Source organism: Micromonospora sp. WMMC264 (assembly GCF_027497275.1).
Taxonomy (GTDB): Bacteria; Actinomycetota; Actinomycetes; order Mycobacteriales; family Micromonosporaceae; genus Micromonospora; species Micromonospora chalcea.
Map to the genome: position 1 here is coordinate 2,220,095 of NZ_CP114907.1, position 25,035 is coordinate 2,245,129.

General features: G+C 74.3%; 28 protein-coding genes. 20 read left to right on the forward strand and 8 right to left on the reverse strand.

Annotated features, from left to right (window positions below; translation table 11 throughout):
• The first annotated feature begins 127 nt into the window (after positions 1–127).
• The 8 genes from O7542_RS09190 to O7542_RS09225 all read left to right on the forward strand — a co-directional run bounded on the left by O7542_RS09190 (position 128) and on the right by O7542_RS09225 (position 9,095).
• Positions 128–1,390 carry a glycosyltransferase family 4 protein gene (locus O7542_RS09190; RefSeq protein ID WP_281606036.1) on the forward strand — a complete coding sequence of 421 codons (1,263 nt, stop codon included), beginning with the start codon at positions 128–130 and terminating at the stop codon, positions 1,388–1,390.
• 78 nt (positions 1,391–1,468) lie between these two features.
• On the forward strand, positions 1,469–3,253 hold the full coding sequence (locus O7542_RS09195) for a DUF4012 domain-containing protein (RefSeq protein ID WP_281606037.1): 1,785 nt from the start codon (positions 1,469–1,471) through the stop codon (positions 3,251–3,253).
• A gap of 13 nt (positions 3,254–3,266) precedes the next feature.
• Positions 3,267–3,887, forward strand: coding sequence for a hypothetical protein (locus O7542_RS09200; protein WP_043323730.1), 621 nt, complete (start codon positions 3,267–3,269; stop codon positions 3,885–3,887).
• Positions 3,888–3,985: 98 nt separating this feature from the next.
• Positions 3,986–4,402 carry a protein-tyrosine phosphatase family protein gene (locus tag O7542_RS09205; protein ID WP_166455883.1) on the forward strand — a complete coding sequence of 139 codons (417 nt, stop codon included), beginning with the start codon at positions 3,986–3,988 and terminating at the stop codon, positions 4,400–4,402.
• Positions 4,403–4,502: 100 nt separating this feature from the next.
• The gene (locus O7542_RS09210) at positions 4,503–5,771 is read left to right on the forward strand and encodes a serine hydrolase (RefSeq protein ID WP_064445816.1); all 1,269 of its coding nucleotides are present in this window, start codon (positions 4,503–4,505) and stop codon (positions 5,769–5,771) included.
• A 54-nt stretch (positions 5,772–5,825) separates the two neighbouring features.
• The gene (locus O7542_RS09215; RefSeq protein WP_064445817.1) at positions 5,826–6,989 is read left to right on the forward strand and encodes a glycosyltransferase; all 1,164 of its coding nucleotides are present in this window, start codon (positions 5,826–5,828) and stop codon (positions 6,987–6,989) included.
• The gene (locus O7542_RS09220; protein ID WP_069088599.1) at positions 6,986–7,708 is read left to right on the forward strand and encodes a polysaccharide deacetylase family protein; all 723 of its coding nucleotides are present in this window, start codon (positions 6,986–6,988) and stop codon (positions 7,706–7,708) included. The genes O7542_RS09215 and O7542_RS09220 overlap by 4 nt, the downstream gene beginning before the upstream one ends.
• A 100-nt stretch (positions 7,709–7,808) precedes the next feature.
• On the forward strand, positions 7,809–9,095 hold the full coding sequence (locus O7542_RS09225) for a serine hydrolase (RefSeq protein WP_069088600.1): 1,287 nt from the start codon (positions 7,809–7,811) through the stop codon (positions 9,093–9,095).
• A 15-nt stretch (positions 9,096–9,110) separates the two neighbouring features.
• Here the strand turns inward: O7542_RS09225 and O7542_RS09230 are convergent, their stop codons facing one another.
• The gene (locus tag O7542_RS09230) at positions 9,111–10,136 is read right to left on the reverse strand and encodes a substrate-binding domain-containing protein (RefSeq protein ID WP_043323734.1); all 1,026 of its coding nucleotides are present in this window, start codon (positions 10,134–10,136) and stop codon (positions 9,111–9,113) included.
• A 199-nt stretch (positions 10,137–10,335) separates the two neighbouring features.
• On the opposite strand from O7542_RS09230, the gene O7542_RS09235 reads away from it, so the two are divergent.
• From O7542_RS09235 to O7542_RS09245, 3 genes are read left to right on the forward strand one after another with little or no spacing between them, the layout of a single operon-like run.
• Complete coding sequence (locus O7542_RS09235) at positions 10,336–11,301, forward strand: acetylxylan esterase (RefSeq protein WP_210869142.1); 966 nt, start codon at positions 10,336–10,338, stop codon at positions 11,299–11,301.
• Between the two features lie 60 nt (positions 11,302–11,361).
• Positions 11,362–12,174 (forward strand): M15 family metallopeptidase, encoded by an 813-nt coding sequence (locus O7542_RS09240; protein WP_281606456.1) that lies wholly within the window; start codon positions 11,362–11,364, stop codon positions 12,172–12,174.
• Positions 12,175–12,218: 44 nt separating this feature from the next.
• Positions 12,219–12,725, forward strand: coding sequence for a DinB family protein (locus tag O7542_RS09245; protein WP_064445820.1), 507 nt, complete (start codon positions 12,219–12,221; stop codon positions 12,723–12,725).
• A 10-nt stretch (positions 12,726–12,735) separates the two neighbouring features.
• Here the strand turns inward: O7542_RS09245 and O7542_RS09250 are convergent, their stop codons facing one another.
• Complete coding sequence (locus tag O7542_RS09250) at positions 12,736–13,509, reverse strand: alpha/beta hydrolase family protein (protein WP_043323740.1); 774 nt, start codon at positions 13,507–13,509, stop codon at positions 12,736–12,738.
• Positions 13,510–13,656: 147 nt separating this feature from the next.
• Here O7542_RS09250 and O7542_RS09255 point away from each other — a divergent pair, with 147 nt between their 5' ends.
• The 3 genes from O7542_RS09255 to O7542_RS09265 all read left to right on the forward strand — a co-directional run bounded on the left by O7542_RS09255 (position 13,657) and on the right by O7542_RS09265 (position 16,372).
• Complete coding sequence (locus O7542_RS09255) at positions 13,657–14,049, forward strand: hypothetical protein (protein WP_043323741.1); 393 nt, start codon at positions 13,657–13,659, stop codon at positions 14,047–14,049.
• A gap of 75 nt (positions 14,050–14,124) precedes the next feature.
• The gene (locus O7542_RS09260) at positions 14,125–14,799 is read left to right on the forward strand and encodes an HAD family hydrolase (RefSeq protein WP_166455879.1); all 675 of its coding nucleotides are present in this window, start codon (positions 14,125–14,127) and stop codon (positions 14,797–14,799) included.
• 373 nt (positions 14,800–15,172) lie between these two features.
• Entirely contained in the window at positions 15,173–16,372 is a 1,200-nt protein-coding gene (locus O7542_RS09265; protein WP_064445823.1) for an RtcB family protein, read from the forward strand.
• A gap of 32 nt (positions 16,373–16,404) precedes the next feature.
• On the opposite strand, the gene O7542_RS09270 is transcribed toward O7542_RS09265, so the two are convergent.
• The 5 genes from O7542_RS09270 to O7542_RS09290 form a co-directional block, all read right to left on the reverse strand.
• On the reverse strand, positions 16,405–16,569 hold the full coding sequence (locus tag O7542_RS09270; protein ID WP_166455878.1) for a hypothetical protein: 165 nt from the start codon (positions 16,567–16,569) through the stop codon (positions 16,405–16,407).
• The gene (locus O7542_RS09275) at positions 16,566–16,784 is read right to left on the reverse strand and encodes a helix-turn-helix transcriptional regulator (protein WP_030499989.1); all 219 of its coding nucleotides are present in this window, start codon (positions 16,782–16,784) and stop codon (positions 16,566–16,568) included. The genes O7542_RS09270 and O7542_RS09275 overlap by 4 nt, the downstream gene beginning before the upstream one ends.
• On the reverse strand, positions 16,784–17,263 hold the full coding sequence (locus O7542_RS09280) for a DUF2975 domain-containing protein (protein ID WP_043323747.1): 480 nt from the start codon (positions 17,261–17,263) through the stop codon (positions 16,784–16,786). Before O7542_RS09280 ends, O7542_RS09275 begins: the two co-directional genes overlap by 1 nt.
• Positions 17,264–17,294: 31 nt before the next feature.
• Positions 17,295–17,936, reverse strand: a complete 642-nt coding sequence (locus O7542_RS09285; RefSeq protein WP_281606038.1) for a dihydrofolate reductase family protein — start codon at positions 17,934–17,936, stop codon at positions 17,295–17,297.
• Between the two features lie 83 nt (positions 17,937–18,019).
• Positions 18,020–18,613, reverse strand: a complete 594-nt coding sequence (locus O7542_RS09290) for an HD domain-containing protein (RefSeq protein ID WP_069088602.1) — start codon at positions 18,611–18,613, stop codon at positions 18,020–18,022.
• 148 nt (positions 18,614–18,761) lie between these two features.
• Between O7542_RS09290 and O7542_RS09295 the strand changes: the two genes are divergently transcribed.
• The 5 genes from O7542_RS09295 (at position 18,762) to O7542_RS09315 (ending at position 23,206) form a co-directional block, all read left to right on the forward strand.
• Positions 18,762–19,700, forward strand: coding sequence for an LpqB family beta-propeller domain-containing protein (locus tag O7542_RS09295; RefSeq protein WP_262419436.1), 939 nt, complete (start codon positions 18,762–18,764; stop codon positions 19,698–19,700).
• A gap of 107 nt (positions 19,701–19,807) precedes the next feature.
• Positions 19,808–20,578 (forward strand): class I SAM-dependent methyltransferase, encoded by a 771-nt coding sequence (locus tag O7542_RS09300; protein ID WP_064445828.1) that lies wholly within the window; start codon positions 19,808–19,810, stop codon positions 20,576–20,578.
• 55 nt (positions 20,579–20,633) lie between these two features.
• Positions 20,634–21,638: a hypothetical protein gene (locus O7542_RS09305; RefSeq protein WP_064445829.1), complete on the forward strand. Its 1,005-nt coding sequence runs from the start codon at positions 20,634–20,636 to the stop codon at positions 21,636–21,638.
• On the forward strand, positions 21,635–22,288 hold the full coding sequence (locus O7542_RS09310; RefSeq protein WP_064445830.1) for a hypothetical protein: 654 nt from the start codon (positions 21,635–21,637) through the stop codon (positions 22,286–22,288). Before O7542_RS09305 ends, O7542_RS09310 begins: the two co-directional genes overlap by 4 nt.
• Before the next feature lie 15 nt (positions 22,289–22,303).
• Entirely contained in the window at positions 22,304–23,206 is a 903-nt protein-coding gene (locus O7542_RS09315) for an inositol monophosphatase family protein (RefSeq protein WP_064445831.1), read from the forward strand.
• A gap of 28 nt (positions 23,207–23,234) precedes the next feature.
• Here O7542_RS09315 and O7542_RS09320 read toward each other — a convergent pair whose 3' ends face one another.
• A complete protein-coding gene (locus tag O7542_RS09320) occupies positions 23,235–23,999 on the reverse strand; it encodes an SDR family oxidoreductase (protein WP_281606039.1) in 765 nt (254 codons plus the stop codon).
• Positions 24,000–24,139: 140 nt separating this feature from the next.
• Between O7542_RS09320 and sigJ the strand changes: the two genes are divergently transcribed.
• Entirely contained in the window at positions 24,140–25,000 is an 861-nt protein-coding gene (gene sigJ, locus O7542_RS09325) for an RNA polymerase sigma factor SigJ (RefSeq protein ID WP_187694274.1), read from the forward strand.
• The last annotated feature ends 35 nt before the right edge of the window (positions 25,001–25,035 follow it).

Sequence of the window (25,035 nt, forward strand, 5' to 3'; positions counted from 1 at the left end):
GCACGGTCGCGGCGCAGAGTGCCGCGACGGCGTTCTTCCGGCTGTCGCGGCCGGACGCAGAGGGGTTGCCGGAATCGTACGCGCCGCGCCGCGCGCCCGTCCGGCAAGCCGCGCCGGGAGCGTGGACATGAGGATCGGCATCCTGTCGTACCACTTCCCGCCGGAGCCGGCGTTCGTCCCGGGCAGCCTGGCCGAGGAGCTGGTCGCCCGGGGCCACGAGGTACGGGTGCTCACCGGGTTCCCGGACTACCCGGGTGGCCACGTCTATCCGGGCTGGCGGCAGCGCTGGCGGCACCAGACGCACAGCGAGCGGCTGACCGTACGCCGGGTGCCCCGGTACGCCGGCGGCGACGGCACGCCCCGGGCCCGTACCGCGAGCTGGCTCTCCTTCGCCGGAAGCGCCGCGCTCGCCGGGCGGGGCCTGCTGCGGGGCGTCGACGCGCTCTACGTCTTCGGTCACCCGGCGGTCACGTTCGCGGCGTCCGGGCTGCTGCGGCTGCTCGGCCGTACGCCCACCGTCCTGCACGTGCAGGACGTCTGGACGGAGCACGAGCCGGGCCCGGCGCAGAGCGACCGGGCGCCGGCCCGGCTGGAGGCCGCCATGCGCCGCCTCTACCGGGAGGCGGCAGTGGTGGCGGTCAGCTCGCCGTCCATGGCGGATCTGGTGCGCGCCCGCGGGGCCGATCCGGCGCGGGTGCGTACGGTGCTCAACTGGACCGACGAACGCATCTTCCGTCCGACCCAGGCCGGTCCGGCCGTCCGCCGGCTCATCCGGCGGGACGACCGTTGCGTGGTGATGCACGCCGGCACGATCGGCGTGCGCCAGGGGCTGGAGACGGCGGTCCGCGCGGCGGCGGCGCTCGGCGACCGGATGGACCTGGTGCTGGTCGGCTCCGGTCCGCAGGAGCGGCGGGTGCGGGGGCTCGCCACCGAGCTCGGCGCCGACAACGTCCGGTTCGTCGAGCGACGGTCCGCCGTGGACATGCCGCAGCTCTACGCGGCCGCCGACTATCAGCTCGTGGCGCAGCGCGACCTGCCCGAGCTGCGGGGGACCGTGCCCGCCAAGCTCCAGGCCGCGCTCTCCTGTGCCGCGCCGGTGGTCGCCTCCGCCGGTGGGGAGACGGCGGAGCTGGTCGAGCGGGCCCGCGCGGGGCTGTCCTGCCCGCCGGAGGACTGGGCGGCGCTCGCCGACCGCTTCTGGCTGGCCGCCGCCATCCCGGCGGCCGCCCGGATCGACATGGGTAGGCGGGGCCGGGGGGCGTACCTGCGGGAGATGTCGATGCGGGCCGGCGTGGACCGGATCGAGGCCCTGCTGCAGGAGGCGGCGGGTGTGGCGCCGAAGCGAGCAAAACTCGCAGAAGCGATGCAAGCCGACAGAGCGGCGGAATAGCCAACTAAGCCTCCCTTTTCCGTGCTAGAAAGCAACTCGATTGCGAAAAGTGTCTTATTCGTCTCGTAGGAGGATTTTGTGTCCGGACCCGGTCCTTCGCCCGGCCGCCGACGGCGCTCGCGGCGGCGCCGGCGCGCCCGGGTCCGCCGGATCCTGCTGACCGGGCTGGTCGTCGTCTCGGTGCTGCTCAGCGCCGGTGGCTGGGTGGCGTTCCGGGGCTGGCAGGCCCGCGCCCACCTGGTCAACGCCGCCGGGCTGGCCAAGGAGCTCAGCGCCCAGGTGCTCGACGGCGACGTGGCCCGGGCGCAGCGCACGCTCGCCGCGTTGCAGGAGCAGGCGGCCGCCGCGCGCGGCGCTACCGGGGATCCGGTCTGGTGGGCCGGCCAGCAGGCCCCCTACGCGGGGGACAACCTGGCCGCGGTGCGGCAGATCTCGGTGGCGGTGGACGACCTGGCCCGGCTCGCGTTCCCCACGCTGCTGCGGGTCGACCTCGCCTCGCTGGTGCCGAAGCAGGGCCGGCTGGACCTGGCCCGCCTGCGCGGGGTCTCGGCCGAGGTCGCGGCGGCCGACCAGGCGGTCCGGGCCACCGCCGAGCGGTTGCGGCAGGTGCCGGTGGACAGCCTCGTGGCGCAGGTGCGCGACGCGGTCACCGCGCTGCGCGCGGAGCTGGACAAACTGGGCGAGCTGACCTCGGCGGCGGATCGGGGCGCGCGGCTGCTGCCGCCGCTGCTCGGTGCGGACGGGCCACGCAGTTATCTGCTCGTCTCGCAGAATCCGGCCGAGCTGCGCGCCACCGGCGGCATGTTCGGCGCGTACGCGGTGCTGCGGGCCGAGGGCGGCCGGGTCCGGTTGGTCAAGCAGGGCACCTCGGCCGGCATGGGTCCCTTCGACCCACCACTCAAGATCGGCGCGGAGGCGAAGCGGCTCTGGGGCGACCTGCCGGGCATCTATCCGGCGGATGTGAACCTCAGCCCGGACTTCCCGGCCGCCGCCGCGCTCTACCGGGACATGGTGCGCCGCCGTACCGGCACCACCGTGGACGGCGTGCTGGCGGTGGACCCCGTGGTCCTGTCGTACCTGCTCGGCGTGGTCGGCCCGGTGACCGTGCCGGACGGGCCTTCGCTGGCCGCCGCCACCGCCGTGCGGACGCTGCTCAGTGACTCGTACCGGGACCTGGACACCAAGGACCAGGACGTGTTCTTCGCCCGGGCCGCGTCCGGCGTGTTCGACACGTTGTTCACCAAGACGGTCGACCCTCGGTCGCTTTTGACCGTTTTTAGTCGTTCCATTAGCGAACGTCGGATATTGTTCTGGAGTGTCCGATCCGATGAGCAGCGCGCGCTGGCCGACACCCGGCTGGCGGGTCAGCTCCCGGAGAAGGACACCGTGCCGACTGTCGGCGTGTTCCTCAACGACGGCAGCGGCGCGAAGCTCGGTTACTACCTCAGGTTCTCGGCCACCGTGACGGTCGGCGAATGCCATCCGGACGGGCGCCGCGAGCTGCGGCTGAAGGTGACGGTGAACTCCACCGCCCCGAAGTCGGGCCTGACCAAGTCGGTGACCGGGCTGGCCCTGTCCGGCGACAAGTACACCGCACGCACCTTCGTCTCCGTCCACACGCCCACCGGGGGCGCCGTCCTCACCGGGCGGCTCGACGGGAGGGACACCGCGATGGGCAGCGGCACCGACGGCCGCCGCCAGGTGGCGGTGGCCAACGTGGAGACCCGCCCGGGGCAGACCCGGACGCTCGACGTCACGGTGCTCACCGGCCAGACCGGCGCCGGGACGGCCGAGCTGGTGCACACGCCCACCGTCACCCCATGGACCACCCAAGTAGTCAACGCACCAAGCTGTGAACAGTAGGAGGGAAACCATCATGCGGCTATCCCGCATCATCATGGCGCTCACGGTGGGCCTGGCCGTAGCGGCCGTGCCGACCGCGGCCGGGGCGGCGCAGCCGCAACCCCCGGTCTACCCGCCCGAGGTCGCGTCGCTGACCGTCTCACCGACGACCATCCGGCTCGGCGAGACGTTCACCCTGCGGGGATCGAACTTCGGGCCGAACGAGACGGTCCGAATCGACGTGGCGATCTCGGGCCTGCCCGCGGCCGCCCCGGCCGACGGTTCCGCGCGACGCAGCGACGGCAGCACGGTGGCGATGGCGCCGGTCGCCTACACGCCCAACCGCGCCCAGCCGCAGCCCGCGCCGACCACGTTCACCGTGACGACCGACGCCAGCGGCAACTTCACCGTGACCTACCGGCCGACCCGGCCCGGGCGGTACACGTTCACCGCCACCGGTCTGACGTCCGGTCGGATCGCCAGCGCCACCGGCACCGTCCTGCCGCCGCGGCCGACCAAGTCCCCGCACCACGGCGGGCTGCCGGTCACCGGTGACAGCATCGGCACGCCGCTGAAGCTCGGTGGGGGCCTCGCCGCCGCCGGCGCGGTGCTGCTGCTGGCCTCCATGGCCTGGCGTCGCCGTCGCCTCGGCTGATCCGGGGCGCGCCGGGAAAGACCCGGCTCGATCGTGAGTGCCCGCCGGACGGAGTCCGGCGGGCACTCACGTGTCCGTGCCACACGACACAATGGGCCATGGACGCGACACCGTGGACCGATCAGGCCGGCCTGCTCACGCTGCCCGGGGGCGCCACCGTCCGCGGGCGGCGAGTCGCCGAGCCCGCCTCGCCCGCCGACTTCGCGCTGCTGCTGGCGCCCGGCCCCGAACCGGAGTGGCCCGCCCGGCGCATCCGCTGGCCCGACTTCTGGATCCCGGCCGACCGCGCCGACGCGCTCGACGCGCTGCGGGAGGCATGGCGGCGCGCGTACGCGGGCGAGCGGGTCGAGGTGGCCTGCCACGGCGGTGTGGGGCGTACCGGAACCGCGCTCGCCGCCTTCGCCGTACTGGACGGGCTGCCGCCCGCCCGGGCGGTGGCCTGGGTCCGGTCCCGCTACCACCGGAAGGCGGTGGAGACGCCGTGGCAACGATGGTGGTTGCGCGGCGTGCGCTGACCCCCGGCCGGTCACCGAGCGGGGCCGGGCGATCGGCGCCGCGTCACGGCCCCGGTGAGCCACCCGGCCCTGATCAACGGGCTCGGTATGGTGCCTTCTCATGAGAGCCCGGGTCCTGGCCGCCGTCACCGCCGTCACCCTGCTCGCCGCCGGGACACCCGCACCGGCGCCGGCCGCCCCCGGGACGGCCCCCGCGCCCGGCGCCACCGTGCCCTGCCCCCGGCAGCCCGCGCCGAAGGTGAGCCGGCCGCCCCGCCCGACGCCGCCGGCCACGACACCCGAACAGGCGGCGGTGGGCGGGGAGGCGCTGGCCGGCGCCGGGCTGGTCGCGCCGCCGGGCAGCCCCGCGCCCCCGGCGGTCACCGCCAGCACCTGGCTCGTGGCGGACCTGGACACCGGCGCCGTTCTGGGCGCGTGCGGGGCGCACGTCCCCGGCACGCCGGCCAGCACCCAGAAACTGCTGCTGGCCGCCACCATGCTGAGCCGGCTCGACCCGAAGCAGGTGGCCGTCGCGACCCGCGCCGACCTCGACATCGAACCGGGCAGCTCGGCCGTCGGGCTGCTCGTCGGTGGCCGCTACAGCGTGGAGACGCTCTGGCTGGGCCTGCTCCTGCAGTCCGGCAACGACGCGGCGAACATGCTGGCCCGTCTCGGCGCCGGCAGCACGCAGGCCGGCGTCGCCGAGATGAACGCGCAGGCCCGCCGGCTCGGCGCCGGGCAGACCCACGCGGTCACCCCGTCCGGACTGGACGGCCCCGGGCAGTTCACCACCGCGTACGACCTGGCGCTGATCGCGCGGGCCTGCTTCGCCGACGCCGCGTTCCGCCGGTACGCGCTCACCGAACGCACACAGATCCCGGCCCAGCCCGCCCTGAAGAAGGGCGGGTTCCAGATCCAGAACGAGAACCAGCTGATCTACCGCTATCCGGGCGCGCTCGGCGGCAAGACCGGTTTCACCGAGCTGGCCCGGCACAGTTACGTCGGCGCCGCGCAACGCGGCGGACGCCGTCTCGTGGTGACGCTGCTCGGCGCCGAGGCCAGGCCGGTACGCGGCTGGCAGCAGGGCGCCCAGCTGCTCGACTGGGGCTTCGGGCTGCCCCGGGACGCCTCGGTCGGCCGGCTGGTGGAGCCGGGTGAGGGGGACGCCGAGGCGGCGGAACCCCGTAACGCTCCCGCCGCCGCGCCGGCCCGTACCGTCTCGCCGCCGTGGCGGGGGCCGGCCGGCACCGCGCTGCGCCGCGTCGGCGAGGGGGACTGGCGGATGATCGTGCCGCTCGCCGGTCTGCTCGCCCTCACCGTCGGCGGGGTGGCGGCGGTGCTCGCCGCCCGCCGGGGCCGGTCCCGCCGCCGCGGACGCCGCCGCGCCTGAACCCGGTGTCCCGGCGGGTCGCGTGGACACCGATTCCGTGGGTATGCGCCCGGCATGGAGCACCCGGGCCGGATCGTGGTGGTCTCGGCGGACATCGGCGCCGGACACGACCGGGCCGCTGACGAGCTGGCGCAACGGCTGCGTGCGCGGGGCTTCGCGGTGGACCGGCTGAACCTTCTGCACCTGCTGCCCCGCCCGCTGCACCGGGCGGTGCGCGAGACGTACCGGGGGGTGCTGCACCGGCTCCCGTGGGGCTACCACGCGCTGTTCCGGCTGACCGGCAGCTCACCGACGGCCGTACGCGCGATCCGCGCGCTGCTGAGGCCGTTGCGCCGTCGCCTGCGCCGCCGCATCCCGTCCGACACCCGGGCCGTGGTCACCACCTATCCGTTCGCCAACCAGCTCCTCGGCCCGTTGCGGCGGCACGGGCGGCTCCGTGTCCCGGTGATCACCTACGTGACCGATTTCGTGGTGCACCCGACCTGGCTCGCGCCGGGCGTGGACGTGTACTGCGCGGTCCGCCACGCCGAGACGCGCCAGGCCGACGCCGCCGACGTCACGGTGGTGCAGCCGCTGGTGTCCCGCGCCTTCGCCCGGCCCGGCCCGGAGGACCGGCAGCGGGCCCGTCAGCGGTTCGGCCTCCCGGCCGACGGTGTGCTCGCGCTTGTCGTCGCGGGCTCCTGGGGCGCCGGCGAGGTGCCGGCGACGGTGGCCGAGGTCGCCGCGGCGGGTGTCCGCCCGGTGGTGGTGTGCGGGCACAACGCGGCGCTGCGCCGCCGGCTGCACGGCGCCGGCCGGTACGTGCTGGGCTGGGTCGACGACATGCCGGCACTGATGCGCGCCGTCGACGTGATGGTGGAGAACGCCGGCGGGCTCACCTGCCAGGAGGCGCTGGCGGCCGGGCTGCCGGTGGTCACGTACCGGCCCATCGCCGGACACGGGCGTGCGAACGCCGCGATCCTGGCCCGCGCCGGCCTGAGCCGGTGGGCGGGCACACCGCAGCAGCTCGGGCCGGTGCTCGCGGCGGTGATCGGGACTTCACCGGTGGTCCCGTCCCACGACGACGTGTCCCAGGACCCGGCCGGCCTGGTCGCCGAGGCGGCTCGCCGGGCGCCGCCCGCGGGTTCGGCCGGCACGCGCCGCCCGCTGCTGGACCCGGTCGGCGACGCGGTCGCCGTACTCGCCGCGATGCTGCAGTCCACCGGCGGTCTGCGATGAGAGCGGCGACCCTGGCCCGGGCCGCCGCGCTCGCGCTGCCGGTGCTGCAGGTGGCGCCGTCGGTCACGGCGCTGCCCGCCGTGCGGCGGCGGTGGCTGCCCGGCCTGCACGGAATCGGGGCGCCCGACCGGGTCGCGCTGACCTTCGACGACGGCCCGGACCCGGAGTCCACCGGCCACGTCCTGGACGTGCTGGCGGCACACCGGGTCCGGGCCACGTTCTTCGTGCTCGGCGCGATGCTGCGGCGCAACCCGGCGCTGGGCCGCCGGCTGGTCGACGACGGCCACGAGGTGGCCGTGCACGGCTGGACGCACGACAACCTGCTGCTGCGCGGCCCGGCCCGCACCGTCCGGGACCTGACCCGCGCGTACGACCTGGTCACGGACGTGACCGGCCGTGCGCCCCGGTTCCTGCGACCGCCGTACGGCGTGCTCACCGCCGCGGCGCTCACGGCCGCCCGGCGGCTGCGTCTGCGGCCGGTGCTGTGGAGCTGCTGGGGGCGGGACTGGACCGCCACGGCCACCGCCGACACGGTCGCGCGAACCGTCCTGTCCGGGCTGGAGGGAGGCGGCACGATCCTGCTGCACGACTCCTCCCGTACCGCCGCGCCGGGCGCCTGGCGGGCCGGTGTCGCCGCGCTTCCGCGCGTGCTGGCCGAGTGCCGTCGCCGCGGATGGCACGTCGGCCCGCTCAGCGGTCACGGGCTGCCCGCGCGCTGATCCGGGCACGGGCGGGGGAGCCTACCGCGTGGCCCCGGCGCCGGGGCCCGAATCCCGGAGCCGGTGACCCGTTCGGGTCGGCGTGGCTAGCGTCCGGGTCATGAGGACCTGGGGATCCTTCGTGGCGCTGGCCGCCGCCCTGCTGGTGCCGGTGTCGGCGACGCCCGCGGTGGCGGGCGTCCGCGCGCCCGTACGCCGGATGCCGGCCGCGCCGCCCTGCCCGAACGTGCCGCCCCCGTCGACCCGGCCGCCGCAGCCGCCGCCCGCGCCCGATCCGGCCGCGCGGGCCGTCGGCGGCGCGGCGCTGGACACCGCCGGGCTGGTCGTCCCGCCCGCGTCGACCGCGCCGCCGCCGGTCACCGCCACCTCCTGGGTGGTCGCCGACCTGGACAGCGGCGCGGTGCTCGGCGGCTGCGGGCCGCACGAGTACGCGGTGCCCGCGAGCGTGCAGAAGCTGCTGCTGGCAGCCACGATGCTGCCCCGGCTGGACCCGAACCGGGAGGTCACCGTGACCGCCGGGGATCTGGCCGTGGAACCGGGCAGCTCGGCGGTCGGGCTGGTCGAGGGCGGGCGGTACCGGATCGAGACGATCTGGCTGGGACTGCTGCTGCGTTCCGGCAACGAGGCGGCGAACGCGCTGGCCCGCCTCGGCGGCGGCCCGGACGGGCTGGCCGGCGGGGTGCGGGCGATGAACGAGGAGGCGCACCGGCTCGGCGCGCGGCAGACCCACGCGGTCACCCCGTCCGGGCTGGACGGTCCGGGCCAGTTCACCAGCGCGTACGACCTGGCGCTCATCGCGCGGGCGTGCTTCGCGAACCCGGCCTTCCGCCGGTACGCCGCCACCCGTACGGCGCAGATCCCGGCCCAGCCGGCGCTGCGCAAGAAGGCGTTCGCGATCTCCAACGACAACATGCTGCTGGACCAGTACCCGGGCGCGATCGGCGGCAAGACCGGCTTCACCGACCTGGCCCGGCACACCTACGTCGGCGCCGCCGAGCGCGGCGGGCGGCGGCTCGTGGTCACGCTGCTCGGCGCCGAGGTGACCAGCCAGCGGGGCTGGCAGCAGGGCGCCGCGCTGCTGGACTGGGGATTCGCGCAGCCTCGGGACGCCTCGGTCGGGCGGCTGGTCGAGCCGGGTGAGCTGGACCGGACCGCGCCACCGGCGGGCGGCGGGGCGTCGGCCCTGGCCGGGCACGCCGACCTGCGTGGCGGCGCGCCGGGCCCCGGCGCCGCGCCCAGCGCCGGTGTGACGGTGGCGGTGGGCGCGGTGCTGACGGCCGGGGGAGCGGTGCTGCTGGCGCGGCGGCGCCGGCACGCCGCGGCGGCCGCCGCCACCATGTCGACCGGGCCGGTTCTGCGCGAGCCGGAAATTCCGGAACAGGACTGAAAGCGGCGGTCCGGGTCAGCGGCAGGCGGGCGCCGCGGTGCTGTCGCGCACCACCAGTTCGGTGGCCAGTTCGACCCGGGGCGAGTCGATCTCCTCACCCTGGGCCAGCCGCAGCACGGTACGCGCGGCGAGCCGCCCCATCTCGACGAGGGGCTGGCGGACGGTGGTCAGCGGCGGTGAGGCCCACCGTGCCTCGGGCAGGTCGTCGAAGCCCACCACGCTCACGTCGTCGCAGACCCGCAGTCCGCGCCGGCGCACCGCCTCGTACACCCCGAACGCCATCTGGTCGCTCGCCGCGAAGATGGCCGTCGGCGGCTCGTCGAGGTCGAGCAGCGCGCCACCGGCGGTGAACCCGGAGGCGTGGTAGAAGTCGCCGGGCTGCACCAGCCGGTCGTCGGCGGCCACACCGGCAGCGGCCAGCGCGGCCCGGTAGCCGTCCAGCCGGGCCCGGCTGCACAGCAGGTGCGGCGGGCCGGCCACGAAACCGATCCGCCGGTGGCCGAGCTTGAGCAGGTGCTCGGTGGCGGCCAGGCCGCCGGTCCAGTTGGTGGCGCCGATCGCCGGCACGTCGGTGGCGGCCACGCCGGCGGCCGGGTCGACCACCACCACCGGCACGTTGAGGCGGCGCAACTGGGCCTGCACGGCCGGGCTCAGGTGCGAGGTCACCACGATCACGCCGTCGGACGCGCGGGCGCGCAGGTTGTGCAGCCACTGCCGGGTGGAGCTGGACTCGCGGTGGATCGCCGAGACGACGGTGCCCACCCCGGCGGCGTGACTGACGTCCTCCACGCCGCGGATGATCTCCACGGCCCAAGGGCTGTCCAGGTCGTTGAAGACCAGGTCGACCAGGTCCGCCCGGCGCACCGTACGGCTGCCCCGGCGCCGGTAGCCGTGGTGGCGCAGCAGCTCCTCGACCCGTTCCCGCGTGTCCGGCGCGACGTCGGACCGCCCGTTGAGCACGCGCGACACGGTCGGGACCGAGACGCCGGCCTCCCGTGCGATCGCGGTGATGGTCACCCTGCGTTCGTCGTCCGCGCTCACCCGTGTTCCCTTCGCCGGCTGCCGGAACCGACCGGTAGACCGTCCCGCCCCACGCACATCTTGCCGTACGCAGAGGGCTTGACGACAGGCCGGACCGGCCCTAGCGTTCGCACGAGTTGCGGAAACGTTCCGGAAATGCGCCAGTCATCTTCCGGCGGCTCGCCGTCCACCCCCGACGAACGACGAGGAAGACCGAGGCGTGCTCACCGACCTGACCGAGGCCGAACTCCGTACCTACCGCAGCGACCTGCACGAGCCTGCCGACTTCGACGCCTTCTGGGCTGACACTCTCGCACAGGCGCGCTCGTGCGGCGACCCCGTGACGGCGACCCCGCTGCCGACGCCGCTGACCGGTGTCGACGTCTTCGACGTGACCTTCCCCGGCTTCGCCGGACAGCCGATCCGCGCGTGGCTGCGGGCGCCGCGCGGCGCATCCGGCCCGCTGCCCACGATCGTGCAGTACGTCGGGTACGGCGGCGGGCGCGGCCACGCGCTGGAGAACCTGCTCTGGTCCGCGGCCGGCTTCGCCCACCTCCAGATGGACACCCGTGGCCAGGGCTCGGGGTGGAGCCGGGGCGACACCCCGGACGTGGCCGCCGCCGGGCCGCAGGCCCCGGGCATGGCCACCCGGGGCATCGAGGACCCGAACAAGTACTACTACCGTCGTTTCCTCACCGACGCGGTCCGCGCCGTGGACGCCGCGCGTGAGCTGCCGGCAGTCGACCCGGACCGGATCGCCGTTCTCGGTCACAGCCAGGGCGGGGCCGCCGCGCTCGCGGCCGCCGCGCTGGCGCCCTCGGTACGCGCGGCGGTGGCGTACGTGCCGTTTCTCTGCGACATCCCGCGCGCGATCATGATCACCGACTCGGCGCCGTTCCGGGAGATCCGGGACTACCTCGCCGTGCACCGCGACCGCGAGGAGCAGACGCTGCGCACGCTCGGCTACGTCGACGGCGTCGCGTTCGCCCGCCGCGCCACCGCGCCGGCCCGGTTCTCCGTCGCGCTGATGGACGAGATCGTCCCGCCGTCCACGGTCTACGCCGCCTACCACGACTACCGGGGCGACAAGGACCTGACGGTGTGGCGGTTCAACGGCCACGAGGCGGGCGGCATCGACGACGACGCCGCCGCTGTGGACTTCCTGCGTACCGTCCTGGGCGCCTGACCACCGGTTCCGCCGATGCCGGCCCGCCCGGGCTGGTAGACACGGCGGATGGGCACCGGCATGCGCGCGACGGCGGGCCTGGCCGTGGCGACCGCGCTGCTCGCCGCCGCCTGCCAGCGGCCCGCGCCGTCGCCGTCGCCGTCCGCGCCGCCGTCAGCCACCCCGACCGGCCCGCGGGCCCCGGCGGACTTCGTGGACCTCAGCACCGTCGACCCCACCGTCCGCACCGACATCCGGTACGCGGGCTCGCACAACTTCGTCGGCCGTCCGATCGACGGGTACGCCGAACCACGCTGCCTGCTCACCCGCCCGGCGGCGCAGGCGCTGCACCGGGTGCAGACCGCCGCGCTCGCCGGCGGGCACAGCCTCAAGGTGTACGACTGCTACCGCCCGCAGCGCGCGGCCGACGACTTCGTCGCCTGGGCGAAACTCCCCGGCGACCAGCTGATGAAGGGCGAGTTCTACCCCGCCGTGCCGAAGGACCGGCTGTTCGCCGACGGTTACATCGGCGCGCCCACCGCGCACAGCCGGGGCAGCACCGTCGACCTGACCCTGGTCCCGGTCTCCGGGCCCCCGCAGGCCGGGTACACGCCCGGCCAGCCGCTGGTGCCCTGCACCGACCCGGCCGGCCGCCGCTTCGCCGACGATTCGATCGACATGGGCACCGGCTTCGACTGCTTCGACCCGCGTGCCCACACCGCCGACGCGCGGATCAGCGACACCGCCCGCAACAACAGGGACCTGCTGCGCCGGCTGATGTCCGCGCAGGGCTTCGAGAACTATCCGCTGGAGTGGTGGCACTACCGCTACGTCGACGAGCCGTACCCGGACACCTGGTTCGACTTCCCGGTGGCCGGTTCGTCGCTGCGGTGACGCGGTCGTTCCACCATGATCGATTGCGGCTAGGGTGGGCGTTCATGGAGACCGAACGGATCGGCCCGCCGCTGCTCGGCGGGGAGCGGGAGTCGCTGCGCGCGTTCCTCGACTTCCACCGGGCCACGCTCGCCCTCAAGTGCGAGGGGCTGACCGACGAGCAGTTGCGCCGGCAGGCGTCGCCGCCGTCCACGCTGTCCCTGCTCGGGCTGGTCCGGCACATGGCGGAGGTGGAGCGCACCTGGTTCCGCCGGGTCATCGCCGCCGAGGACGTGCCGCTGGTGTGGTCGGACACCGGTGACTTCCAGCAGGCGTACGACGCCCGCGACGCCGACGTGGCGGAGGCGTTCGAGGCCTGGCAGCGCGAGATCGAGCACGCCCGGCGCATCGAGCGGGAGGCCGAGTCCCTCGACGTGACAGGTCACCAGGCCCGCTGGGGCGAGGACGTGTCGCTGCGCCTGGTCATGCTGCACATGCTGCACGAGTACGCCCGCCACAACGGGCACGCCGACCTGATCCGCGAGGCGATCGACGGCACCGTCGGCGTCTGAGTCCGGCCGATCAACGCGTGCGCAGCGGCAGCCAGGCCAGCACGTCGGAGATGCGTGCGTCCCAGTACGCCCAGTCGTGGTCCCCCGGACCGAAGTCGACGGTGACCGGCACGTCGCGCTTGCGGGCCGCGTCGAGGAACCGCACGTTGTCCTCGTACAGGAAGTCCTCGGTGCCGCACGCGACGTAGAGCGCCGGCCGGTCGTCGCCGGAGCGCTCCAGCAGCCCCACCGTGTCGTCGTCCGCCGGCACCGGGTCGTCGCCCCAGACCGTGTGCCACACCGCCGGGTCGACCGGGTGGGTCGGATGGTGGCGGCGGCGGGTCACGTCCAGCGCGCCGGACAGGCTGGCCGCCGCCGCGAACCGCTCCGGCCGGCGCAACGCCCACTTGAGCGCGCCGTAGCCGCCCATCGACAGGCCCGCGACGAACGTGTCCTCCCGGCGGTCGGACAGCCGGAAGAACGACCGGCACACCTCGGGCAGCTCCTCGCTGAGGAACGTCCAGTAGCGGTTGCCGTGTGCCTCGTCGCAGTAGAAGCTGCGCTGCACCTGCGGCATCACCACGGCCAGCCCCAGCGGCGCCACGTACCGCTCGATCGACGTGCGGCGCGTCCACACCGTGTCGTCGTCGGTCAGCCCGTGCAGCAGGTAGAGCACCGGCGGGTCACCGTCCGCGCCGGAACCCGCCATGCCGATCCCGGCGGCGCCCGGGTCGGGCAGCAGCACCGTCATCGAGGTGCCCACGCCGAGCGCCTCGGAGAAGAAGTCACACCGGATGTGCGCCATGAGGCGGGAGCGTACCTCGCAGGGGTTCGATGAGGGCGTTCCTATTGCCCCCGGACGGTCGTACGGGACAGGATGGCCGTGCGTGCCGGTAACACACCCGTAACCTGCGCGCTGCTGGTCTCTGTCACAAGGAAGTGGGAGTGAGGCATGAGCGACGTGTCGGCCGCACTGGGTGTGCGCCTCTACCCGGACCTGGTCGAGCCGGGTGGTCTCGCCCCCGCGCTCGTGGCGACCGCCGCCGCGCACCAGCTCGACGTCGGCGCGGTCTCCGCGCCCGAGCAGGGGCGCAGCCGCTTCACCTGCGCCGAGATGACCTCCCCACGGGGCGTGGTCTGCGTCAGCCTCGGCTCCCAGGCCCGCTACTTCATGATCGACCTGAGGGTGGACGGCGACGTCCAGGCCCGCGGCGACGCCACCGACCTGCTCCAGGTCGCGCAGGTGGCGGCCGCCTGGCGGGCGGGGATCACGCTCGCCGAGCTGACCGCGCGCTACCCGTTCATGGAGGAGATGCGGCGCCACCCGGTCGCGCAGGCCGGCTGAGGCCGGCACCCTGGCCCGGCCCGATCCAGGTCGACCGCCGCTCCCGGACGCGCCGTGTCGATCTAGGGTGATGCGATGACCGCCAGGCGCGTGACGACAGTACTGTTCGACTTCGCGTGGACTCTGTTCGCCAGAGACTCGGAGCGCTGGGTGGGCAACGCGGCGGCATCGATCGACCGGACATTGGCTGTCGGCGAGGCGCACCGTATTGCCGGCGACTTCGCGGAACTGTTGCGGGAGACGGCCACGGATCCGGCCCACATCGCCCGAGATCTGGACCCGCGATTCTGGGATCGGGCGATCCTCGCTGTGCTGGAACAGATTCCTGGGGTGGACCAGGCGCTGGCATCGGCCATGCACGAAACACACGCCGAAGCAGTCGAGCCGTACGCCGACACCGTCGCCACCCTGTCCGCATTGCGTGACAGCGGTGTTCGCATCGGCGTCGTCAGCAACGTCGGCTGGGACATCCGCACATGCTTTGCGCGGCATGGACTCGACGGCTATGTCGATGCGTTCGTACTGTCCTACGAGGTCGGCTTCGTCAAACCGGACCCTCTGATCTGGGTCGCCGCCCTCGAAGCCCTCCATGCCGCACCGGGCCAGACCCTGATGGTCGGTGATCATCCCGCCGGCGACGGCGGATCGGTTGCCGCCGGCATACCGGCGCTGATCCTGCCAATGGTGGATTCGCCCGCGCAGAAACGCGGATTCGAATACGTGCTCAGGCTTGCCCAGGTTCCGTCCTGACGGGTCTTTCGCTGGTCACTCACGTGAAGCTCCTGGTAATCAGCGCGTGCGCGGAAAGGTTCAGTGCTGTCGCAAATTCGCGTTGCCGCCGGTGCGTGGCGGCCGTACGGTGAGCGGGCAACGTCGATCTGATCCACCAGGGGAGTCCACCGTGTCGCAGCAGAACCGCACCCGCGCCGAGCGGCAAGCGCCGCGCGCCGGTGCCCTGCTGCCCGAACCGGGCACGGGCCGGGAACGGCAGTGGCAACCAGGGTGGTGGCGCGTCTAGCGCCGGCGCGACGATCCGCGCGAACCGCCCGCCCCGACACCGGAGCAGGGCGGTTCTCCGTTTCCGGGGTACCAATCTCCGACGGACACGAGCAAGGAGACGACGATGGGTTTCACCCCGCTGGCCGGTACCCGGGCGCCGGTCCGCGTCTGGACCGACCCGTACACGATCGAGGCGCAGGCGGCCCGGCAGCTGCGCAACATCGGCGCGCTGCCGTGGGTGCAGGGCGTCGCGGTGATGCCGGACGTGCACTTCGGCAAGGGCGCCACAGTCGGCTCGGTGATCGCGATGCGGCAGGCCGTGTCGCCGGCCGCGGTCGGCGTGGACATCGGCTGCGGCATGTCCGCGGTGCGGACCTCGCTGACCGCCGCCGACCTGCCCGACGACCTCGCGCCGCTGCGTTCGGCAATCGAGGCGGCGATCCCGGTCGGCTTCGCGATGCGCGACGACGCTGTCGATCCGCGGCGGGTCCGGGGCCTGGAGCAGGCCGGCTGGGACGAGTTCTGGCGGCGGTTCGCCACGCTGGACCGGAAGGTCGCCCAGCTCGAGACGCGGGCGCAGCGGCAGCTCGGCACGCTCGGCGGCGGCAACCACTTCATCGAGGTCTGCCTGGAGCAGGGTGGCCCGGACGACGGCCGGGTCTGGCTGATGCTGCACTCCGGTTCCCGCAACATCGGCAAGGAACTGGCCGAGCGGCACATGTCGGTGGCGCGCGGGCTGCCGCACAACACCGACCTGCCGGACCGGGACCTCGCGGTGTTCCTCGCCGGCACGCCGGAGATGGAGGCGTACCGGCGGGACCTGTGGTGGGCGCAGGAGTACGCCCGGCGTAACCGGGCGGTCATGCTCGCGCTGCTGAGCCAGGTGGTCCGGGAGGCGTTCCCGCACGTGCGCTACGACGAGCCGATCTCCTGCCACCACAACTACGTGGCGGAGGAGAGCTACGACGGGGTGGACGTGCTGGTGACCCGCAAGGGCGCGATCCGGGCCGGTAAGGGGGACCTGGGCATCATCCCCGGCTCGATGGGCACCGGGTCGTACATCGTGCGCGGCAAGGGCAACGTCGACGCGTACTGCTCGGCGTCGCACGGGGCCGGGCGGCGGATGTCGCGGGGGCAGGCGAAGCGCACGTACAGCACGGCGGATCTGGCCGCGCAGACCGCCGGTGTGGAGTGCCGTAAGGATGCCGGTGTGGTGGACGAGATTCCCGGCGCGTACAAGGACATCACCGAGGTGATGGCCCAGCAGGAGGACCTGGTCGAGGTGGTCGCCCACCTCAAGCAGGTCGTCTGCGTGAAGGGCTGAGCGGTAGGGCCGGCGTCGAGGGGGCGCCGGCCCTAACGGGTACGCCGGGCGACGCGTACGCCGATGGCTACCGCGCCGATGACGAGCAGCGCGGACAGGAGTTGCAGGCCGGGGGAGTCGTCGGCCTCGCCGTACACGAAGCCGGCGACGCCGAGCACGACGGCGAGCACCGCCACGGCGGCGGCCAGGTGCCTCATCGCTCCTCCTCGTCGGGGACCCATTCGAGCAGGTCGCCGGGCTGGCAGTCGAGCACCCGGCACATGGCCTCCAGGGTGCTGAACCGGACGGCCTTGGCGCGGCCGTTCTTGAGCACGGCGACGTTGGCCGGGGTGAGCCCGACGCGTTCGGCGAACTCGCCGACGCTCATCTTGCGCTTGGCCAGCTCCACGTCGATGCGCACGACGATCGGCATCAGATCACCGCTTCCATGTCGGTGCGCAGCGTGGTGGCCTGGCGCAGCAGCGCGCGCAGGACGACCATCAGCAGCCCCAGCACGCTGACGCCGGTGACCAGCAGGAACAGCAGCAGCGGCAGCCCGGGGTCGTCGGCGTTGAAGCCCACATAGAGGAACACCCCGACGAGCACCACCCAGGCGGCGGCGACCGCCCAGACGATCCCGTCGACCCAGCGCAGGGACGCCTCGGTGAAGATGCGGTCGCGCTTGACCAGGGTGAGCAGGTGCCAGGTGCAGACGATCACCACCTGGACGCAGAGCACCCAGAAGACTGTGACTGCGGTGGCGGGCCATCGCAGGTACGCCATGTCCGGGTCTTCCCGGGCCATGTGGGCGAACTGGCCGGGCAGCGACATGGTCTGGAACAGCACCAGGATCGCGAACAGCAGGACCAGGAAGGCGCGGAGTGGTGTCACCGCGCGTTGCGCCGTAAGCATGCATCGACTATCGCGCGGAACCTATCGAAAGTCAATCGGTATCGCTCGCGCGGCGGGTGACGGCGTAGCGGACGTGCACGGCGTACCGCGAGTGGTGCACGGCGCGGATCTCCAGATCGACGTCCCGGTCGAAGCCCTCGAAGAGCCGCTTCCCGCCGCCGAGCACCACCGGAGCCGTGGACAGGCCCAGCTCGTCGACCACGCCGGCGGCGAGCGCCTGCCGGATGACGGCGGCGCCCCCGCCGATGATCACCGCACCGTCCCCGGCCGTACGCCGGGCCGCCGCCAGCGCCGCGTCGAACCCGTCGACCATGAGGAAACCGGCGTCCGGATCGGGCTGGTCGGCGGTGCGGTGGGTGAGCACGACCAGGGGCGCCTGGAACGGGTTCCGGCCGCCCCAGGCGCCCGCGGCGTCGTACATGCCCCGGCCGCACAGCGCCGCGCCGGCACCCTCCAGCAGCTCGTCGAAGTACGCGCGGTCCTCGGCGGTCATGCCGGCACCGGGTTCGCGTGGCGTGTCGTACGTCCACGGCCCGCCCATCACCCAGTAGTGCAGCCGCTCGCCGCCGGCACCGAGCCCCTGACCCGCGTGGTCGTCCGGACCGGTGACGTAGCCGTCCAGGGACACGGTGACGAACGCCCGCACCCGGCCCCGCGCTTCGCTGGTGCTCATGCTTCCTCCCGGAGACTCGGAGAACACCGACTCACCGAAGACCGCGCACCGGCACCGGACTCATCGCCGTCCTCGGTCCGGCGTCAGCCGTACACCGGATGTTCGGCCTGGAACGCCAGCCGGCGGTCCGCGCCGGCGGCCAGCTCGGCGAGCACGTCGTCGAGGTCCAGGAACGTCTGCCAGCGCTCCTGGCCGGTGATGCCGGCGAGCCGGTCGACCACGAGTTGCTCCAGGTCGGCGACCCGGCGGCCCTTCCACACCTTGTCGGCCAGGCTGACCATCAGGTCCTCCAGCTGTACGCCGGGGGAGTGCCAGGCGGCGTGGGTGACGGCGAAGCGGGCCCGCTCCTCCGGTACGCCGAAGCGCAGCAGCAACTGGTAGCCCGCCTCCTCGTGCGCGGACCCCGGGCCGGTCAGCTCGGCCGGATGCTCGACCTTGCCGAGGTCGTGCACCGCGGCGCCGAACAGCACCGCCTGCCTGTCGAACGGCACCGTGGCGAACCGGTCGGCGAACGCGGCGGTCAGGTGCCAGGCGACGTCGTGCACCAGCCGCAGGTGCGCGCCGAGGCGCGGCGGGGCGGCGAGGGCGGCCAGCAGCTCGACCGCCACGCCGGGCAGCGGGAGCAGCGGCGGGTCACCCGGCTCGGTGAGGGCGCGGCGCAGGGCGTCGGAGGTCATCGGGGCGAGCGTACCGGTCCTCGCCGGTCTCACCAGCGGTGATGGACGAGCAGCCGAACGTGAAGCGGCCGCTCGCCCGATTCCCGTCGATCGATCCACTCGGGAGGGTGGGGGCCACGTCTCTCACGGGGGTTGTCGAATGACCGCAATGAATCGTCGTGCCCTGCTGCGTACCGCCGCGTTGACCGGGCTGGCCGCCGCGACCGGGCTGGCCGCCACGTCCCACGGCGCGGCCGCCGCCGAGCCGGTCAACGGGCCGTGGCTGGTCAGCGTCGGCTGGGGTGTGCTCCAGGTCGACCCGGGCCGCACCACGCCGCGGGAGCTGCTGCCGAACGGGGACCACGCCAAGACCTCGCCCGACGGCCGGTACGTGGCCTGGGTCAACACGGCCCGCTCCGGCGACGGCACGCTGGAGCCGTTCGTCGCGGTGTACGACCGGACCACCGGCCAGAAGCGCACGCTGCTCGCCGACCCGTTCGGCGTCCGCTACGGCGCGCCGACCTGGTCGCCGGACGGCACCGAGATCGCGCTGGTCACCGGGCAGGACAACGACCGCCTGATCGCCGTCGACGTGGCGACCGGTGCCACCCGGGTGCTGGTCGAGGGGCACACCATGGCCGACCCGGACTGGTCCCGGGACGGCTCCTCGATCGCCCTGCGGTGGCGCAGCCGTTCCGAGGGGCCGCAGCTGCGCGTGCTGGACCTGGCGACCGGCAGGGCGCGGCCGATCTACACACCGCTGGCCGGCGAGCGGTTCGGCTCGCCGGTCTTCATGCCCGACTCCGGGCGCGTGGTGTTCTGCACCGACCGCTGGTATCCGGACCTGGAGACGCTCAACCAGTCGCTCGCCTCGGTGCGGATCAACGGGACCGGGCTGAAGAAGCTCACCGACGAACCCCGGTTCTACCTGTCCCCGGTGTTCTCCCCGGACGGCCGCTACTGCGCCGCGCTGTCGATCCCGCCGGAGAACGAGTACCCCGACGGCGGCAACATCATCGTGTCCACCAGCGGTTTCGGCGAGCAGTGGTGGATACCCGGCGACGAGTACGACGACAGCACCCGGCTGGACTGGGCGCGGGCGATCTGACGTGCCGGGCGCGCGCATCACGGACCGGATGCGCGCCGCCGGGCGTGACCGGTGCGAGGCTTGGAGCGGACGCCGCCGACGGGGCCGGCGTCCGCTCTGGAGGGGTGATGGCCGAGCCGCCGACCGGGACGTCGTCGCACCGCGCGCAGGCGCACGGCCGGCACGCCAACCACCGCCGCTACCACGACGGCGCGGAGGTCGACGGGTACGTCGACGACCCGTACCACAGGGTGCGCCGCGCGGTCGCGGCCCGGCTGGTGACCGAGGGGGTGACCGGCGGCGGGCCGGTGCTGGAACTGGGCTGCGGACCGCGCGGCATGCTCGACCCGGCGGCGCTGCCCGGCCCGCTCGTGCTCGCCGACATGGCCGAGGCGGCGCTGGGCGCGGCGCGCGCGGTGACCGGCGGCCGGGCGCTGCCGGTCTGCCTGGACGCCACCCGCGGGCTGCCGTTCCGCGCCGGCAGCTTCGCCGGGCTGCTCGCCGGGGAGCTGATCGAGCACGTGTACGACCCGCTGGCGCTGCTGCGGGAGTGTCACCGGGTGCTGGCGCCGGACGGGCTGCTGGTGCTCACCACCCCGAACCTGGCGCCGGTGCAGGACCGGCTGGCGTTCCTCGCCGGCCGCGCGCCACGCCAGGTCGACCCGCTGCACCCCTATCTGTGGCTGCACATCCGCCCGTTCACCGCCTCGCTGCTGCGCCGCACGCTGCGCCGGGCCGGGTTCACGCCGGTGGCCCTGCGCTCCAACGAGGTCGGCTGGCGGCTGCCCGGCGGGCGGTGGGTGGCGTCGCGGCGGCTGGCCCGCGCCGCGCCCGGGCTCGGCGGCTCGCTGATCTGCGCCGCCCGCCGGCAGCCGCCGCCGGCCGGAAACAGGGTGTGATGGTGACATTGACAGCGGGCTATCATGGAGGTTCCGTCGTCGACCGGGGGATGTCATGACGCGCCTGCTCGCCTGGGTCGTGACCAACCTCGACGCGTTCATCGGTCTCGTCCTGGCCCTCACGGTCGCCGTGCTCGGCCTGACCAACGACGCGGTCAGCCAGGAGGTCGTCAACAGCGCGATCCTGCTGGTGCTGGGCCTGCTCGCGCAGGCGGTGCTGCGGGACCGGCTGCGCCGGCGCACCACCGAGCGGGAGATCCGCCAGGTCATCGTGGACACCCGCGACCGGCTCACCGAACTGGTGCCGCAGATGCGGGAGATCACCGGCCCGGAGGGCGCGCTGAACCGGGCCCGCGAGGCCATCGACAGCGTCTCCATGGTGCGGGTGCTGCACGGCAGCGAGGTCGGGCAGGCGCTCGCCGAGGCCCGGCGGCACACCGACCAGTGGAGCTTCAAGGGCGGCACCGGCACCTTCCTGCGCGCGGTCACGCTGCCGGACTGCCTGGAACACGCCCGGCGGCGCAACGCCACGCTCACCGTCGCCATCGAGATCATCGACCCGACCGACGAGGAGGTCTGCGAGCGGTACGCGCGGTTCCGGCGCAGCCTCGACCCGGACGCGCCGGGCGAGCCGTGGACCGTCGACCGCACCCGCAAGGAGTCGTACGCGACGGTGCTGGCCGCCTGCTGGCACCTGCAACGCTCCGGTCTGCTCACTGTCGACGTGCGGCTCTCCGCGCAGATGACCACGTTCCGCTACGACCTCTCCTCCTCCTGCGTCGTCGTCACCCAGGAGAACCCGCAGACGCCCGCGCTGCGCATCGACCGCGGCGAGGTCTACTACAACCGTTTCAACATCGAGCTGGACTACAGCCGCCGGCAGAGCCGGCGCGTGCCGATCGAGGCGGCGGCCCAGGTCAAGCTCGACGACGAGCCGTCGGTCGAGCAGGTACGGCGGTTGTTCACCGCCCTCGGCCTGACGCTGCCCCGGTCCTTCGGCGACCGCGAGGTCGCCGACATCATCGGCAAGGCCGTCCAGGCGAGGAACCCCTACTCATGACCAGTTACGCCGACCTCGAACGGGAGATCGACCGGGGCACCCGGCCGGAGCTCCTACGCGGCTGGGCGCTGGACGTGCTCGACGACGTCGCCGAGGGGCGGCGGTCGCTGCGCGCGGTCCGGCACCCGCTCGGCTTCACCTGCCTGCCGGTGGAACGCGACGGCCCGGACGGCGTCTGCGTGCACGCCTGGCCCGCCGACCCGCCGCCGGTGCGCCCGACCACCTCCACCATGCACTCGCACAGCTGGGACCTGCTCAGCCACGTGCTGCACGGCACCGTCCGCAACGAGCTGATCGAGGTCGACGACGCGCCGGCCGACCCGGCCTGGCGGGTCTACGAGGTGCGCAGCCTCGGCGAGGTGGACGAGATGGCCGCCACCGACCGGCTGGTCACCGCGATGACCGCCACTGTGGAGACGCACTCGGCCGGCGACTCGTACGCGCTGCGCGCCGGCGGCTTCCACACCTCGGAGGTCGACGCCGGTGAGCCGGCGGTGACAGTGGCGCTCGGCCGGACCACTCCCGGCGCGTGCGACCTCAGCCTCGGCGCGGTGGACGGGCGCAGCCACCGGGTGCGCCGGGACCGATGCGACGCGGTGGAGACCGCGCGGATGGCGCGGCAGATCGCGCGACTGGTGGCACGGGGCTGACTGGCTGGAGGAGCCATGGACGTGGAGCCGAGCAGAGGCGGGCCCGACCTGCGCGAGGCGCACCGGTTCGCGGTGGAGGCCGCCCAGGCGGCGGGCCGGCTGCTGCGCCGGGGCACCCGGGGGGAGGTGCGCGCCCGGGCCAAGAACGACACCGGCGACCTCGTCACCGACCTCGACCTGGCCGCCGAGCGGCTGATCGTCGACCGGATCCGGGCCCGCTGGCCGGAGCACGGCGTGATCGCCGAGGAGGGCGGCGAGTACGCCCCGGACACCGCCTTCGCCTGGCTGGTCGACCCGCTCGACGGCACCAACAACGTGGCGATCGGACTGCCCGCGTACGTGGTCGGGATCGCCCTGTGCGACAACGGCTCGCCGGTGCTCGGCGTGGTCCACGACCCGGTCGCCGGCCGTACCTGGTCGGCGGTGCGCGGCCGGGGCGCGTTCGTGCACCCCTCCGGCCCGGCCGCCCGTCCGCTGCGCGCCGCGCACCGGCCGGTGCCGGCCGCGCCGGTGCTGGCCTGGACCCAGGGGCACGAGGTACGCCGGGACGACAGCACCGCCCGGGCGCTGAAGGTGGTGCTCGACACCACCGCGCGGCGGGTGCTGCAACTGTGGGCGCCGCTGCTGTCCTGGGTGATGCTGGCCCGCGGCGACATCGACGGCATCGTCGGCTACCGCCCCGAGGCGGTCGATCTGCCCGCCGGGATGCTGCTGGCCGCCGAGGCCGGCATGGCGGTACGCGCGCTCGACGGCGGCACGTTCGACGACCGGTACGGCTGCCCGGCGGACCGGCGCAGTTTCGTGGCCGGGCCGCCGGAGACCATCGACCGGCTGGTCAAGCTGGTCACCGCGGCACAGTGGATCGAGCCGCAGGTGCGCCGCCTCACCCCGGTCAGTCTCGGCTCGGTCGGCTGGTGAGACGCGATCCGCTGCAGACGAACCTGCGCTACCCCGGCCTTCGGTCGGCCAGGAAGTCGGTCCAGGTCCGCACGCCCCTCGCCGCACCGGGCCGGGCGAGGTTCGCGCCGTCCCGGTACGCCCGGCCCGCCCGCCCGGGGATGCGTACCGGCAGGCGTGCGCGGCGCTTCCCGGTGACGGTCAGGTAGCCGGTCAGCAGCTCGCCGATGCCGTGGGTGTGCGGCCCGGCCAGGTCCGGCACCAGCCCGGCCGGTGCGCCCAGCGTCAGCTCGGCCAGCCGCGCCGCCACCTCGGCGGCGTCGACCGGCTCCAGCCGCAGCCCGCCCGGCACCGGCGTCACCGGCAGCCGGGTCATCGCCGTCAGCATGGTCAGCACCAGGTCGTGCACCTGCGCGGCGCGCAGCACCGTCCACGGGACGCCGGAGTCCGTCACCGCGCGCTCGGCGTCGAGCTTGGACCGGATCCAGGCCAGCGGCACCCGGTCGGCGCCGGTCACGGAGATGTGCACCAGGTGCGCCACACCGGCCCGGTGCGCGGCGCGGGCCAGGTGGGCGGTGGCGCGGTCGTCGCCCCTCGCGCCGCCGGCCAGGTGCAGCACCGTGGACACCCCGCGCAGCGCGGGGCCGAGGTCGGCGCCGGTGAGCAGGTCGGCGGTCACGTGGGTGACGCCGCCGCCGGACCGTCCGCCGCGCCGGCTGAGCACCCGCACCGGATGCCCGGCGGCGCGCAGCAGCGGTACGACGTGCCGGCCGATCGTGCCGGTGCCGCCGGTGACCAGGATCTGTGGGTTCATCGTCTTTCCCTCCGTCGCCTGTGCTGCCACGTCGACCCGCGCCGACCCGTCGACGTGACAGGTGTGACGGTGGTCACCTCCGGTCACCTCGGCCGGTTGTGGCGGGTCGGGACGACGTGCGGGAGAGGGAGGCTCAGGTGATGGACCACGGGCTGGCGGAACGGTTCGAGCGGGAGCGGCCGCGTCTGCGCGCTGTGGCGTACCGGCTGCTCGGCTCGCTCACCGACGCCGAGGACGCGGTGCAGGAGACCTGGCTGCGGCTGGCCCGTACCGACCCGGCCACCGTGGACAACCTGGATGCCTGGCTCACCACAGTGGTCGCCCGGGTCAGCCTCAACGCGCTGCGGTCCCGCGCCGCCCGCCGGGAGGACCCCCTCGACGTACGCCTGCCCGACCCGGTGGTGGACGCCGACGACCCGGCGCATGCCGCGGTGCTCGCCGACTCGGTGGGGCTGGCGTTGCTCGTGGTGCTGGACACGCTGAGCCCGGCCGAGCGGCTCGCGTTCGTGCTGCACGACATGTTCGGGGTGCCGTTCGACGAGATCGGTCCGCTCGTCGACCGCTCACCGGCGGCGGCCCGGCAGCTCGCCAGCCGGGCCCGCCGCCGGGTACGCGGACAGGCGCCCACCCCCGATCCCGACCTCACCCGGCAGCGGGCGGTGGTCGACGCCTTCCTCGCCGCCGCCCGCGACGGCGACCTCGACGCGCTGATCGCGGTGCTGCACCCGGACGTGGTGCTGCGCTCCGACGCGGGGACCGCCCGCGCCCGCCACACGGTCGTGCTCACCGGCGCGACGACGGTGGCCGCGCAGGCCACCACGTTCGGGCGGCTGTTCCCGCACGCCCGGCCGGTGCTGGTCAACGGCGCCGCCGGGGTGCTGGTGAGCGCCGGGGACCGCCCGCTGTCGGTGATGGCGTTCACCGTCACCGGCGGACGGATCGCCGCCGTGGACGTGATCGCCGATCCGCGCCGGCTGGCCGCGCTCGGCCTCACCGGCTGACCCGGAGCCCGCTCGGTCGGCCGGGACCACGTCGG

Coding starts and splice junctions, on each gene's coding strand:
- O7542_RS09190 (WP_281606036.1), top strand. CDS start 128: ATGAGGATCGGCATCCTGTCGTACCACTTCCCGCCGGAGCCGGCGTTC.
- O7542_RS09200 (WP_043323730.1), top strand. CDS start 3,267: ATGCGGCTATCCCGCATCATCATGGCGCTCACGGTGGGCCTGGCCGTA.
- O7542_RS09205 (WP_166455883.1), top strand. CDS start 3,986: ATGGACGCGACACCGTGGACCGATCAGGCCGGCCTGCTCACGCTGCCC.
- O7542_RS09210 (WP_064445816.1), top strand. CDS start 4,503: ATGAGAGCCCGGGTCCTGGCCGCCGTCACCGCCGTCACCCTGCTCGCC.
- O7542_RS09215 (WP_064445817.1), top strand. CDS start 5,826: ATGGAGCACCCGGGCCGGATCGTGGTGGTCTCGGCGGACATCGGCGCC.
- O7542_RS09220 (WP_069088599.1), top strand. CDS start 6,986: ATGAGAGCGGCGACCCTGGCCCGGGCCGCCGCGCTCGCGCTGCCGGTG.
- O7542_RS09225 (WP_069088600.1), top strand. CDS start 7,809: ATGAGGACCTGGGGATCCTTCGTGGCGCTGGCCGCCGCCCTGCTGGTG.
- O7542_RS09240 (WP_281606456.1), top strand. CDS start 11,362: ATGCGCGCGACGGCGGGCCTGGCCGTGGCGACCGCGCTGCTCGCCGCC.
- O7542_RS09245 (WP_064445820.1), top strand. CDS start 12,219: ATGGAGACCGAACGGATCGGCCCGCCGCTGCTCGGCGGGGAGCGGGAG.
- O7542_RS09250 (WP_043323740.1), bottom strand. CDS start 13,509: ATGGCGCACATCCGGTGTGACTTCTTCTCCGAGGCGCTCGGCGTGGGC.
- O7542_RS09255 (WP_043323741.1), top strand. CDS start 13,657: ATGAGCGACGTGTCGGCCGCACTGGGTGTGCGCCTCTACCCGGACCTG.
- O7542_RS09260 (WP_166455879.1), top strand. CDS start 14,125: ATGACCGCCAGGCGCGTGACGACAGTACTGTTCGACTTCGCGTGGACT.
- O7542_RS09265 (WP_064445823.1), top strand. CDS start 15,173: ATGGGTTTCACCCCGCTGGCCGGTACCCGGGCGCCGGTCCGCGTCTGG.
- O7542_RS09270 (WP_166455878.1), bottom strand. CDS start 16,569: ATGAGGCACCTGGCCGCCGCCGTGGCGGTGCTCGCCGTCGTGCTCGGC.
- O7542_RS09275 (WP_030499989.1), bottom strand. CDS start 16,784: ATGCCGATCGTCGTGCGCATCGACGTGGAGCTGGCCAAGCGCAAGATG.
- O7542_RS09280 (WP_043323747.1), bottom strand. CDS start 17,263: ATGCTTACGGCGCAACGCGCGGTGACACCACTCCGCGCCTTCCTGGTC.
- O7542_RS09285 (WP_281606038.1), bottom strand. CDS start 17,936: ATGAGCACCAGCGAAGCGCGGGGCCGGGTGCGGGCGTTCGTCACCGTG.
- O7542_RS09290 (WP_069088602.1), bottom strand. CDS start 18,613: ATGACCTCCGACGCCCTGCGCCGCGCCCTCACCGAGCCGGGTGACCCG.
- O7542_RS09295 (WP_262419436.1), top strand. CDS start 18,762: ATGAATCGTCGTGCCCTGCTGCGTACCGCCGCGTTGACCGGGCTGGCC.
- O7542_RS09300 (WP_064445828.1), top strand. CDS start 19,808: ATGGCCGAGCCGCCGACCGGGACGTCGTCGCACCGCGCGCAGGCGCAC.
- O7542_RS09305 (WP_064445829.1), top strand. CDS start 20,634: ATGACGCGCCTGCTCGCCTGGGTCGTGACCAACCTCGACGCGTTCATC.
- O7542_RS09310 (WP_064445830.1), top strand. CDS start 21,635: ATGACCAGTTACGCCGACCTCGAACGGGAGATCGACCGGGGCACCCGG.
- O7542_RS09315 (WP_064445831.1), top strand. CDS start 22,304: ATGGACGTGGAGCCGAGCAGAGGCGGGCCCGACCTGCGCGAGGCGCAC.
- O7542_RS09320 (WP_281606039.1), bottom strand. CDS start 23,999: ATGAACCCACAGATCCTGGTCACCGGCGGCACCGGCACGATCGGCCGG.
- sigJ (WP_187694274.1), top strand. CDS start 24,140: ATGGACCACGGGCTGGCGGAACGGTTCGAGCGGGAGCGGCCGCGTCTG.